We start from the raw sequence: 11349 nt of genomic DNA on the forward strand, positions 1-11349 counted from the left end.
CCCGACCCCATGGGTCTCTTCGCCGTTGAGGAAATGCGGAATCGTCTTGATCGTCGCGGTAGTGGGAGTCATGGTGGTTCCTTCTGGCTATTGGGTGACGAGGTGGCTGGAAAGTTCGGGATGCTGGGGCAGTCCGCTGCTCATGGACTCGTGGAGGGCAATCCTCACCAGGAGGTTCTGTTCGGTCAGCTCACGGAGAGGCATGGCGGGGCCTGGACCGCGGATCAGGTCGCTGAAGGCTTCGATTTCGGTGCGGAAGCTGTCCTGGACGAAGGCGAAGCTTTGGGTTTCGCCTGCTCGGTTGGAGAGGGTGACCGTGGCGATCTCTTCGGGGTCCGGGTCGAAGGCCTTGTCGAGGGAGATCTGGCCTTCTGTGCCGATGATCTGCAGGCTGTTGGTGCGTGGTCCTTCGAAGCCGCAGTCGATCGTCCCGAGGATTCCGTCGTAGTCGAGGATCGCGCCCATGGTCGTGTCGACAGGGTCCGTCAGGCTCGTCCCGCGCCCGTAGACTACGGTCGGCAGCCGGCCGGCGACGCCATTGAGGGCGTCGACGCCGTATGTCCCCACGTCGTTGAGGGCACCGCCGTCCATTCCCTCGAGCAGGCGAGGTTCGTTGGGCTGACGCTTCATCGTGAAGTGGAAGCGTGCGTGGATCGAGACGACGTCGCCGATTCGGCCTTGGGCGATCAGTTCGCGAACTCGGGCGTGCTGGGGGTGGAACCGGTACATGAAGGCCTCCATGACCCGCACCCCCGCCCGCTCGGCGGCGCCGACCACTCGGTGGAAGTCATCGACCGTGGCGACTAGCGGCTTTTCGCAGAGAACGTGCTTGCCGGCGTCGGCCGCCCGGACCGCCCAATCGGCGTGCAGGCTGTTCGGAAAGGGCAGGTACACGGCGTCGATGTCCGGGTCGGCAAGCAGCTCCTCATGGCTTGCGTACGCCTTCGGGATGCCGAACCGCCGTGCCACTTCGTCGGCCCTCCCGCTCGGGCTGCTGATTGCGGTGGCCACTGCGTTGTTGGCCCTGGCGACGGCAGGCAGGAATCGCTGCTGCGCGATTCGGGCAGTCGTGAGCACGCCCCAGCGCACCCGGCTCACGAGACGGTCTCGTTCTCAAGCGATTTCAGATAGGCGATCGAGGCGCGGACATCCGTCACCGGTCCCGCATCGGCCGGTTCTGCCTCGAGGATAGTGTCCTGTTCCATCGTGAACCAGCCGTCGTATCCAGCGGCCAGCAGGCCGAGGACGATCTCGCGGATGCCGACGTCGCCCTGCCCCAGCGGGACGTACATTCCGTCCTTGACCGCTTCGGTGTAGGTCAGTTCCCCATTCTGGACTCGCTCGGCGAAGTCGGCCCGGACGTCCTTCAGGTGGGTGTGGCCGATGCGCGAAGCGTGCTCGCGCACGAGCTGCCGGGGGTCGGTTCCACCGATGAGGAGGTGGCCCGTGTCGAGGCAGACTTTGGCGGTCGTGCCGGCCAGGAGCCGCTGGACGTCCTCCGGGGATTCGACCATCGTCCCGACGTGGGGGTGGACGACGACGGTGATGCCGCGCTCGGCGGCTGCGGCGACGATACGGTCGAGGTTGCGGCCGAACAGGGCCCATCCTTCGTCGTCCAGGACGTGGCGCTGGTCGTAGCCCGCCGCGCCTGTCTCGGCGGCCAGGACCATGATCGTCGCGCCGGCGGCTTCGTAGGCGTCGAGTTCGTGAGCGACCGCTTCCATGGGGTCCTTCTCGGGATCGTGAAGGATCACGGGGAAGAACCCGCCGATGGCCCGGAGGCCGTGGCGGGCCAGGACCTCCGCCCTCGGCCCGGGCTCGGCCGGCAGGAACCCCGCGGGTCCGAACTCGGTGGCGACGACGCCGAGTTCCGACATCTCGCCGAGGACGCGTTCGGCGTCGAGCTGGTGGCCCCACCCCGGCACCTCGCAGACTCCCCACGAGATGGGTGCGGCCGCGATCCGGCTCGTGATGGCTGTGCTGTTCATTCTTGTCCTCCGATGACTTGCTGATCCCAGTCGATGACGGACCCCGTGACGACCCCGCTGCGGTCCGAGAGCAGGAACACGACGAACTCGGCGATCTCGTCGGGCTGGCCGAGCCTGCCCATGGGCACACTCGCGTTGGCCTTTTCGAGCCAGTCGTCCTCCGCCCCGTGGAAGTTCTTCTGCGTCGCGGCCTCGCCGGCCGTGGCCGTCCAGCCGATGTCGAGCCCGTTGATCCTGATCCGGTCCCACCGGTGGGCGTGTGCAGCGTTTCGCGTGGCCCCGGCGAGTCCGGCTTTTGCCGCGACGTAGGGAGCCAGGAATGCCTGACCGCCGTGTTCGGCGATCGAGATGACGTTGACGATGCTGCCCGGGGCCCCGCGGCCGACGAGGTGGCGGATCGTCTCGGCCATGATGAAGAAGGGTGCCCTCAGGTTGACCGCCATGTGGGCGTCGAAGAGCTCGGGCTCCGTGTCAAGGAATGTGCCCCTCGAGGTGAGTCCTGCGCAGTTGGCGACGGCGTCTAGGCGTCCGAACTCGGAAATGGTGTCCTGTACGGAGGCCCGCGCCTGCTCGACGTCGGCAAGGTCCGTCTTGAGGTAGATGGCCCGCGTGCAGGCTGCCTCGAGTTCGCGTTGCACCCGCTCGCCCTCGGCCGCGTTCCGTCCCGTGATCGCGACAGCCTCGGCACCCTGCACGGCGGCCCTTCGGGCAACGGCCTCGCCGAGGCCTTGGGTGCCCCCGCTGACGAGGACGACCTTGCCCGCGAGCTGGAGTTCGTCCATCACCAGCTCCCCTCGACGTTGACGGCCTTCCCCGCCGCGGCGGATTCGGTGGCGGCCTCGGCCAGGACCAGGGCGGCCATGCCGTCGTCGAACCCGGGGGAGGGCGCGGTCCCGGTGCGGATCGCCGTGGCGAAAGCGTCGAGCTCGGCGCGGTAGGCGTCCTGGTAGCGCTCGAGGAAGAACGGCAGGTACGGCCCTGCCTGCTCGGTGCCCGAGGCACCGTAGGAGCGGACGGGGTTTGCCGTGAGGTTTCCAGCCGCGAGCATTCCATCGGAGCCGAACGCCTCAAGCCGCTGGTCGTAGCCGAACGCGCAGTGCCGGGAGTTGGTGATCGTGATCAGCTCCCCGCGGGCGCCGCGGAGGGTCACGACGGCGGTGTCGTAGTCGCCGAGCTCCCGAATCTCCTCGCTGAAGAGGGTGGAGCCGTGCGCGGAGACCTCGACGATGTCCGGGACGAAGAAGCGTGCCATGTCCAGATCGTGGATGGTCATGTCGCGGAAGATCCCACCCGAGGCGGTCAGATAGCCGACGGGCGCCGGCGCGGGGTCGCGGCTGATGATCGTCAGCTGCTCGAGGGTACCGATCTCGCCAGCCTCAAGGCGTTGGCGCACAGAGGCAAAGGCCGGGTCGAACCGACGGTTGAAGCCGAGCATGATCGGGACGGAGGAGCCTGCGATCCGTTCGCGGCATGCGCGCACCGTCGGGAGGTCGAGGTCGATCGGCTTCTCGCACAGCACGGCGAGCCCATGGCCGACTGCCGATTCGATGAGTTGAACGTGGGTGTTGGTCGGCGAGCCGATGACGACGGCGTCCAGCCCCGGAGTGCTGAACGCCTCCTCGGCAGACTGGACGGCAGTGGTTCCGGTCGCGTCAGCGAGCCTCGAGGCGCCTTCGAGGAACGGGTCTGCGATGACGGCCAGATCCAGTCCAGGGTGGGCGGCGATGTTGCGGGCGTGGACTTGGCCGATCCGGCCGGAGCCGAACAGGGCCACGCGGAGGCGGTCAGTGGACATGGGAACGGGTTCCTTTCGTTGCTCTGCTGTGGACGGGCTCGGCCCGCTGGACTTGCACGGGGCGTCCGAGGATGCCAACCGCGAGGCTCATGGCACTGCGACCGCGACAGGCGAGCGGCCGTCGAGCACCGCGAGGGCGCCGAGGACGGCGTCCCTGACCGTGTTGGCCATGCTCTGCTGCGTGAACCCCATCACATGGGGAGAGAGGGTGACGCGGGGGTGATCGAAGACGGGGTGGTGCGCCGGGGGCTCCGGGTCGTACACGTCGAGGCCGAGGCCGCCAAGCTGGCCGGACCCGAGCGCGGAGACCGCCGCGTCAAGGTCGACGAGGCCCCCGCGGCTGCAGTTGACCAGGATGCTCCCCGGCCGCATGGATGAGAACCGCGCCGCGTCGAACATGTTGTGGGTCTCGGCGCTCAGGGGGAGATGCAGCGTCACGAAGTCGCTTTCCTGCAGCAGCTGAGCGAGGCTCTCGCGCCTGATGTCGGCAGGGATTTCAGCGAACGGATCGTAGGCGAGGACGCGGAGGTCGAAGGCGCGGGCCAAGCGCTCGACGCGCCTGCCGATGCGGCCGTAGCCGACGATTCCCAGCGTGTGCCCCTCGAGGTCACCCACCTGTACCGTCGCTCGGTCTTCCCACTGGCCGTGGCGGACGAGCGAAGTGAGATCGCTGAGGCGCTTGACGAGTGCGAGCAGGTGCGTGAAGACCCCCTCGGCAACCGAGGACGTGTTGCTTCCTGGCGTGATGACGACCGGAATGCCTCGGCGTTCTGCCTCGGCGACGTCGACCCTCTCCGTGCCGACACCAGTGCGGGCGAGGACCTTCAGCTCGGGCATCCGGTCGAGCATCCGCCCGTCGACGGTATAGGCGGCGCGCACGATGGCAGCCCGCGCCTGGGCGAGGTCGCTCTCGTCGGGCTCGGGCACGAAGCGCTGGCCGGGTGCCAGCAGGGGTTCCACGAGCTCGCGCTCGACGGGACCGAGCGCGACGATGGTCTGAATGGATTCAGGCATGTTTCTTTCCTTCGTCCTGCGAGGGCTGACGCGCCGTCGGCGGCGTTCCCTGACGGGAGGGCCGCGCCTGGACGTGTGCCGGGGTGGGAGGTGTTCTTGTCAGCCGAGGCCGTGGCGGCTGGAGTCGCGCACGACCAGGTGCGGGGTGATGGTCTGCTGGCTGTAGGGCTCGTGGTTCGCCCCGCCGATCCTGCCGAGGAGGGTCTGGGCTCCGAGGAGGCCGATCGACTTGCTGTCCGGGTCGACTGTGGTGAGCGAGAGCCTGGGCATGGCTGCGACCGAGATGTTGTCGTATCCGGTGATCGCCACGTCGATGCCGAGCGCATCCGCGGCCGACATCGCGCCGAGGGCGGCGAGATCGTTGAGGCACACCAGTGCCGTGGGCTGGGTGAGGTCTGTGGGAGTCAGGGCACGTATCGCTGCCGCGCGTCCCGTGTCCTCCCAGAAGTCCGCCGGATACACCGCGGCATTGCGCTCGAGGCCGTGCCGCTGCATCGCCTCCCGGTATCCGGCCGCACGCGCGGTGGCCGCCGACCCGCCCTGGCCGCCCACGTGGACGATCCGCTCGTGCCCGAGCGAGACCAGATGGTCGACAACCATGGCGATGCCTGCGGCGTCGTCCGTGCGGACGATATCGGCAGACCCGATGTAGTCCGGGCCACCGCCCGAGAAGACGATCGGAGCCTTGCCGATGGCCTCATGGAACAGTGCCGGATCCGGCACAGATCCGACCACGAGCAGGCCCGAGACCCGCAGGTCACGGTAGGCCTGGAGGGTAGAACGGTCGACGCCGCCCCGCTTCGAGGAAGTGGCCGCGCTGAAGAGCACCGTGTGCCCGGCATCCTCGAGGACGGGACGGGCTGCGTCCGCGACATCGAATGCCCACGGGTTGTGGAGGTCGCTCACCAGGATCCCGACCGTCCCGTTGTCCCGGGTGGCGAGGGATCTGGCTGCGAGGTTCATCTCGTAGCCCATCTCGTCGATGACAGCGAGCACCCGGGAACGACGCTCCTCACTCACCCGCGGGGAGTTGCGGAGAACGAGGGAGACGAGGGACTTGGAGACGCCGGCGGCCTCGGCCACGTCCCTGATGGTCGGTCGTCCTCCGGATGGCGCTGGCATGGCTAGGCTCGAGCCGCCGTGGTCCCGTCGATCTCCTCGAGCTTCTGCCACTGTCCCGTCTCGGCAGAGGTCTCGGCAGCCGAGACGATTGCCGCGGCCGAGGCTGCGTCGTTGATGTTCGAGTTGGCTTGCTCGCCGCCGGCGACGGCCAGGAGGAACTTCTTCGCCTCGATGACCTTCAGGTCGTCGAAGCCCATCGAGTTCCCCGGACCGGGCTGGAACCGCGCGTAGTCGCCGTGCTTGGGGCTGGCATTCACCGTCGTGTAGCCCTGCTCGTCGTTGTTGCGGCCGAGACAGACCTTGAGCTCGTTCATGCGCTCGAAGTCCCATTTGAGGGATCCCTCGGTGCCGTAGACCTCGATCTGGTAGCCACACTCGGGACCGACCGCGACGCGTGAGGCTTCGATGGTCCCCACGGCGCCTGCGCCGCGGGCAGAGGGCCCGAAGCGCACGAGCGCTGCAGCATAGTCCTCGTTCTCGACGTCGCCCATTTCTCCGTCCTCGATCACCGCGAAGTGCGTTCCGGTTCCCATCGGGATCTTGGGCCGCTGCGTGTACACGGTGTTCGTCAGGGCTGTGATCTCGGCTACGGGACCGAGAACATACTGGCACAGGTCGGCGGCGTGGCTGAAAAGGTCAGCCAGAACACCTGTCCCGGCGAGTCTGCGGTCGAACCGCCAGGACAGGGCACCGTTCGGCTCGGAGGCGTAACCCGAGAAGAACGCGGCCCGGACGTTCGTGATCCGCCCGAGCTTGCCCTCGGCGACGAGGCGTCGCGCATGCTCGACGGCTGGCGCATGGCGATAGTTGTAGCCGATCGAGGTCACCACGCCCGCGGCGGCTGCCGCCTCTCGCACGGCGTTCGTCTCCTCGGCACCCCGCCCCACGGGCTTCTCGATCCAGAAGTGCTTCCCGGCCTGCGCGGCTGCGATCCCTATCTCGGCATGGAGGAAGTTCGGCGCACAGATCGAGACGACGTCCACCTCGGGGTGGGCAAGGACCTCGCGATAGTCGGTGGTGCCCTCGGCGAACCCGAGGACGTCGCGGGCGAAATCGATCCGGCTGGGCTCGGTGTCGGCGGCGATCACGAGACGCGGCTCGATCCCGAGCTCTGGGTAGACGTAGGGGATGGTGGAGTAGGCGCGGGCATGCAGCTTGCCCATCCATCCGACGCTGATGAGCCCGACGCCGATGCTCCGGGGTGTGGTGGTCATGCTGAGGCCTTCCTTGTGTCGAGGAGTTCTGTCGTGCGGGCTAGGTCGAAGGAGGTCCGGAGCGCTGCTGCCAGAACGGTCGCATCGGAGCCGACCGCCACGAACCGGAACCCGTCCGCGACGTACCGGGCGGCTGCTCGGCCATCGAGGGCGAGGATTCCTGCGGCCTTGCCGTGCCGTTCCGCCGCTTCGAGGACTCGCTGCAGCGCGCTGCGGTATTCGGGGCTGTCGAAGCTGCGGGGAACCCCGAGGGCGGTAGACAGGTCAAGCGGCCCGACGAAGAGGACATCAGCCGCGTCCAAGGCCGCCATCTCGTCGACCTCGTCCAGGGCCTTGAGGTTCTCGATCTGGACAATGCCCAGAGTGTCCTGCTGGGGCGCGGACAAAGGGGACGCGTCCATGCCCCAGCGGCACGACCTGTTGTACGTCGCGACCCCGCGATCGCCGTACGGCGGATAGCGCAGATGCCCGAGGGCCTCGGCCGCCTCTCGGCGTCCATCCAGGCGCGGCAGCATGATCCCCGCAGCGCCCTGGTCGAGGACCCGCCCGATGCGGATTCGATCGTCGGTCTCAACGCGCACCAGAGTGGGGACGCCGTAGGCCCCCGCGGCCAGGACAGCCGGCCCGACGACGTCTTCGGTCCCCGACCCGTGCTCGAGATCCACCAGGATCCAGTCGGCGCCCGAAGCGGCGCACACCTCGGCGGCGGTCTGCGAGCCGAGCCCGACGAAGGTCCCGACCGTCGTCTCGCCTGACTGGATGCGCCGGCGGAGGGAACCGCGATCCAGAGGGCTGGCGGTCATCCGAACCACCGCTGTCGACCCCGGGCGTCCTCGTATTCCGAGCGGAGCGTACGCACCCACTCCTGCTCTGAGACCTCCGCCGGTGCCACATCCCACCACACGTCCCCGCCGGGGAGGTCCACATGGGGGACCGTCGGCACGACGATGACGACGGGACCGCGCGCGTCGCGGGTCGATTCGAGCGCCTCCCGGACCTCCTGCGCCGTCGTCGCACGGAGCGCGGTGGCACCGAGGCCTTCGGCGATCTTGCGCAGGTCGACGTCGAGGTAGCCGCCCTCGAGGCGGGCGGCGGCGCCGTCCGCCGCTGTCACAGGCCCTCCCTCGGTCCGGTACCGGAACTCGTTGCCGAACTCGCGCCCACTCCGGTTCATCTGGAGCCGGTGGATCACCTGGTAGCCGTGGTTCTCGGAGACGACGACCGTCATGTCGAGGCCTTCCTGGGCCGCTGTGAGCAGCTCGGTCGGTGCCATGAGGTAGGTCCCGTCACCGATGAAGGACACGATTCGGCTCCCGGTCGCCCCCTCTGCGAGGCGGACGCCCATTCCGGCGGCGATCTCGTAGCCCATGCAGGAGAAGCCGAACTCGAGATGGCAGGCTCGCCCGTCGGTCGCGTCCCAGACCTTCTGGAGGTCGCCTGGGGGGCCGCCAGCCGCGGCGATGATGGTGTCGCCGGAGCGGGCATGCTCCTGGAGGAGTCCGATGAGCTGAGGCTGCGTGAGGACGGCTCCAGTCACCGGGGCGTCCGGGTGCTCCTCCGGTCGGAAGGGCTGATCCGGGTCGAGCCATTGCGCGCGGATCGGCGCCCATTCGGCGCGGGCCGCCTGGACCTCCTCTCGCCATGGCTCGCCGGTCCCGTGCCCTTGGAGTGCTCCTGCCAGTGCCTCGAGGGCGAGGCGGGCGTCGGCGAGGATGCCTGTGGCACCCTGCTTTCGGGTATCGGCGTCGACCACGTTGACCGAGGCGAAGCGGACCTCGGGAGATTCGAAGATCGACTGGGACCCCGTGGCGAAGTCGGTGAGGCGGGTGCCGACGCTGATGACCAGATCCGCCTGCTTCACGAGCCGGTTGGAGGCGAAGTTCCCCTCGAGGCCGACTCCGCCGACCTGCCACCACTCGTCCTTCGTCACGGCGCCCTTTCCGCCGAATGTCTCGACCACGGGGATGCCGATCTGGTTGGCGAGGGCCTCGAGCGCTGCATGGGCATCCGAGTAATGGATGCCGCCGCCCGCGATGAGGACCGGACGGTGAGCGCTGCGGATCAGCTCGGCGACCTCTTCGACTTCCTGGGCGTCCGGAACCGGTCGCCGGATCTTCCAGTCGCGGGGTTCGAAGAACTCCGCCGGGAAGTCGTAGGCGTGGGATTGGATGTCCTGGGGGAGGGAGAGGACGACGGCGCCGGCGTCGGTCGGGCTCGTGAGGACCCGCATGGCCTGCGGCAGCGCGGTGAGGAGCTGCTCGGGTCGGGTGATGCGGTCGAAGAAGCGCGAGACCGGGCGGAACGCGTCGTTGACGGTCGCGTCTGCCTCGGTGGGGTGCTCGAGCTGCTGCAGCACCGGGCCTTGATGGCGTGTGGCGTACGTGTCGCCAGGGAGGAGGAGAACAGGGATCCGGTTCACGGTCGCCAGCCCGGCCGCGGTGACGAGGTTGAGGGCCCCGGGCCCGATTGAGGCCGTCACGGCCAGCACCGAACGGCGACGCGACGCCTTTGCGTAGGCCGTCGCGATGTGGGCCAGGTACTGCTCGTGGCGGCCCTGGATGAATGGCAGCTCCTCGGAGTACTGGTCCAGGGCCTGTCCGAGTCCGGCGACGTTGCCGTGGCCGAAGATCCCGAGCGCGGCCGGGACGAGGCGGCGCCGATCGCCGTCGGCAACGCTGTACTGGACCGAGAGGTACTTCACGATCGCCTGGGCGACCGTGAGGCGGAGGGTGTTCGTCATGGTGTTCCTGTCCTTTACCAGGGGCGCCCGTGGAGGACGACCGTCTTCTCCTCGGTCATCTCGTGGACGGCTGACCGGATGCCTTCCTTGCCGATGCCGCTGCCCTTGAGGCCGCCGTAGGGCATGAGGTCGGCGCGCCAGAGGGGCGTCCAGTTGATGTGGATGTTGCCGGCATCGAGCTGGCGCATAGCCCGCACGGACCCGGCGATGTCGGAGGTGAAGATGCCGGCACCCAGTCCGTAGGCGCTGTCGTTGGCCAGAGCGAGCGCCGATTCGATGTCATCGGCGCGGGAGACGGCCACAGCGGGTCCGAAGAGCTCGTCCCTGCTGAACGGGCTGGAAGGGTCGACGTCGGCCACGACACTGGGCTGGACGACCGCGCCAGAGCGCTCCCCGCCGGTCAGGACCCGAGCGCCGTTGCGGGCGGCCGTGTTGATCGACGCCTCCACACGCTCGGCCTCGTGGGTGGAGATCAGGGAACCCAGTCTGGTCGAGGCGACGGTGGGGTCGCCCACCTCGATGGCCTTGACCTTCGGAACGAGGGCATCGAGGAAGTCGGCCTCGACCCGGCGGTCGACGAGGACGCGCTGGACGGAGATGCACACCTGGCCGGAATTGATGTAGCCGCCCGCTGCGACTGCGGACGACGCCAGCTCGATATCGGCGTCGGGCAGGATGATGACGGGGCACGATGCGCCGAGCTCGAGGGAGAGCTTCTTGACACCAGCGGTCGCCGCGATCCTCGTTCCGACAGCGGTCGAGCCAGTGAAGGAGACTTTCCGTACCCGGGGATCGGAGACGAGGACGTCACCGAGGTCCCCGCCGCTGCCCGTGAGGACGGAAAGGGCCTCCGGGGCGAGGCCCGCGTCGACGAAGCACGCAGCGAGCTTGAGGGCCGTGAGCGGCGTCGCGCGAGCTGGCTTGAGAACGACGGCGTTGCCCGTGGCGAGGGCCGGTGCAATCTTGTGCAGGACCAAGAGCGACGGATAGTTGAAGGGCGTGATGGCGACGACGATCCCGCACGGCTGACGGAGCGTGAATCCGATCTTCTCCTGACCGGTGCCGGGGTTGGCGTCCAGCGGGAGCGTGTCTCCATAGAGCTGGGCGCCTTCGTAGGCCGCGAGCCGGATGATGTCCCCTGCCCGACCCGCCTCGCCGCGCGCCTCCGTAATGGGCTTGCCGGTCTCGGCGGTGATCGTCCGGGCGATATCCTCGGCGCGCTCGTCGGCCAGCGCCGCGGCGCGCTGGAGGATTTCCGCGCGGGCGTGGGCCGGCAGGCTCCGCTGGATCCGCGCTCCGGCCTCGGCCCGGTCGAGGGCGGCCATGGCGTCCTCGGGAGTGGCGATCGGCACGAGGTCGACGACGTGCCCGTCGAAGGGCGATCGGACTTCTTCCTGGCGGCCGCTCGACGAGTTTCGCCACGTGCCGGAAACAAGCATCTGCATCTGGTTCTTCTTTCCTGACTAGCTTGCGGAA

The 11349-nt window shown here is 68.5% G+C and carries 10 protein-coding genes; all 10 read right to left on the reverse strand.

What is annotated here, in order from left to right; genetic code table 11:
• Window positions 1-87: 87 nt before the first annotated feature.
• The 10 genes from V7053_RS15320 to V7053_RS15365 all read right to left on the reverse strand — a co-directional run bounded on the left by V7053_RS15320 (window position 88) and on the right by V7053_RS15365 (window position 11318).
• On the reverse strand, window positions 88-1098 hold the full coding sequence (locus tag V7053_RS15320; protein WP_334173136.1) for a Gfo/Idh/MocA family protein: 1011 nt from the start codon (window positions 1096-1098) through the stop codon (window positions 88-90).
• Window positions 1095-1988: a sugar phosphate isomerase/epimerase family protein gene (locus V7053_RS15325; RefSeq protein ID WP_334173137.1), complete on the reverse strand. Its 894-nt coding sequence runs from the start codon at window positions 1986-1988 to the stop codon at window positions 1095-1097. Before V7053_RS15325 ends, V7053_RS15320 begins: the two co-directional genes overlap by 4 nt.
• Window positions 1985-2770: an SDR family oxidoreductase gene (locus V7053_RS15330; protein ID WP_334173138.1), complete on the reverse strand. Its 786-nt coding sequence runs from the start codon at window positions 2768-2770 to the stop codon at window positions 1985-1987. The genes V7053_RS15325 and V7053_RS15330 overlap by 4 nt, the downstream gene beginning before the upstream one ends.
• Entirely contained in the window at window positions 2770-3783 is a 1014-nt protein-coding gene (gene iolG / locus V7053_RS15335) for an inositol 2-dehydrogenase (protein WP_334173139.1), read from the reverse strand. The genes V7053_RS15330 and iolG overlap by 1 nt, the downstream gene beginning before the upstream one ends.
• A gap of 87 nt (window positions 3784-3870) precedes the next feature.
• A complete protein-coding gene (locus V7053_RS15340; protein ID WP_334173140.1) occupies window positions 3871-4797 on the reverse strand; it encodes an NAD(P)-dependent oxidoreductase in 927 nt (308 codons plus the stop codon).
• Between the two features lie 99 nt (window positions 4798-4896).
• A complete protein-coding gene (locus V7053_RS15345) occupies window positions 4897-5880 on the reverse strand; it encodes a LacI family DNA-binding transcriptional regulator (protein ID WP_334173141.1) in 984 nt (327 codons plus the stop codon).
• 41 nt (window positions 5881-5921) lie between these two features.
• Complete coding sequence (locus V7053_RS15350; protein ID WP_334173142.1) at window positions 5922-7133, reverse strand: Gfo/Idh/MocA family protein; 1212 nt, start codon at window positions 7131-7133, stop codon at window positions 5922-5924.
• Window positions 7130-7936, reverse strand: a complete 807-nt coding sequence (locus tag V7053_RS15355) for an HpcH/HpaI aldolase family protein (protein ID WP_334173143.1) — start codon at window positions 7934-7936, stop codon at window positions 7130-7132. Before V7053_RS15355 ends, V7053_RS15350 begins: the two co-directional genes overlap by 4 nt.
• The gene (iolD, locus tag V7053_RS15360; protein WP_334173144.1) at window positions 7933-9873 is read right to left on the reverse strand and encodes a 3D-(3,5/4)-trihydroxycyclohexane-1,2-dione acylhydrolase (decyclizing); all 1941 of its coding nucleotides are present in this window, start codon (window positions 9871-9873) and stop codon (window positions 7933-7935) included. The genes V7053_RS15355 and iolD overlap by 4 nt, the downstream gene beginning before the upstream one ends.
• A 14-nt stretch (window positions 9874-9887) precedes the next feature.
• Complete coding sequence (locus tag V7053_RS15365) at window positions 9888-11318, reverse strand: aldehyde dehydrogenase family protein (RefSeq protein WP_334173145.1); 1431 nt, start codon at window positions 11316-11318, stop codon at window positions 9888-9890.
• Window positions 11319-11349 lie beyond the last annotated feature (31 nt).

Source organism: Sinomonas sp., assembly GCF_036848755.1.
In the GTDB taxonomy this organism is placed as follows: Bacteria; Actinomycetota; Actinomycetes; order Actinomycetales; family Micrococcaceae; genus Sinomonas.

What these genes read in the sequence shown, in the direction of transcription:
- V7053_RS15325 (WP_334173137.1), bottom strand. Translation starts at nt 1,988, where the DNA reads ATGAACAGCACAGCCATCACGAGCCGGATCGCGGCCGCACCCATCTCG.
- iolD (WP_334173144.1), bottom strand. Translation starts at nt 9,873, where the DNA reads ATGACGAACACCCTCCGCCTCACGGTCGCCCAGGCGATCGTGAAGTAC.
- V7053_RS15330 (WP_334173138.1), bottom strand. Translation starts at nt 2,770, where the DNA reads ATGGACGAACTCCAGCTCGCGGGCAAGGTCGTCCTCGTCAGCGGGGGC.
- iolG (WP_334173139.1), bottom strand. Translation starts at nt 3,783, where the DNA reads ATGTCCACTGACCGCCTCCGCGTGGCCCTGTTCGGCTCCGGCCGGATC.
- V7053_RS15365 (WP_334173145.1), bottom strand. Translation starts at nt 11,318, where the DNA reads ATGCAGATGCTTGTTTCCGGCACGTGGCGAAACTCGTCGAGCGGCCGC.
- V7053_RS15340 (WP_334173140.1), bottom strand. Translation starts at nt 4,797, where the DNA reads ATGCCTGAATCCATTCAGACCATCGTCGCGCTCGGTCCCGTCGAGCGC.
- V7053_RS15355 (WP_334173143.1), bottom strand. Translation starts at nt 7,936, where the DNA reads ATGACCGCCAGCCCTCTGGATCGCGGTTCCCTCCGCCGGCGCATCCAG.
- V7053_RS15350 (WP_334173142.1), bottom strand. Translation starts at nt 7,133, where the DNA reads ATGACCACCACACCCCGGAGCATCGGCGTCGGGCTCATCAGCGTCGGA.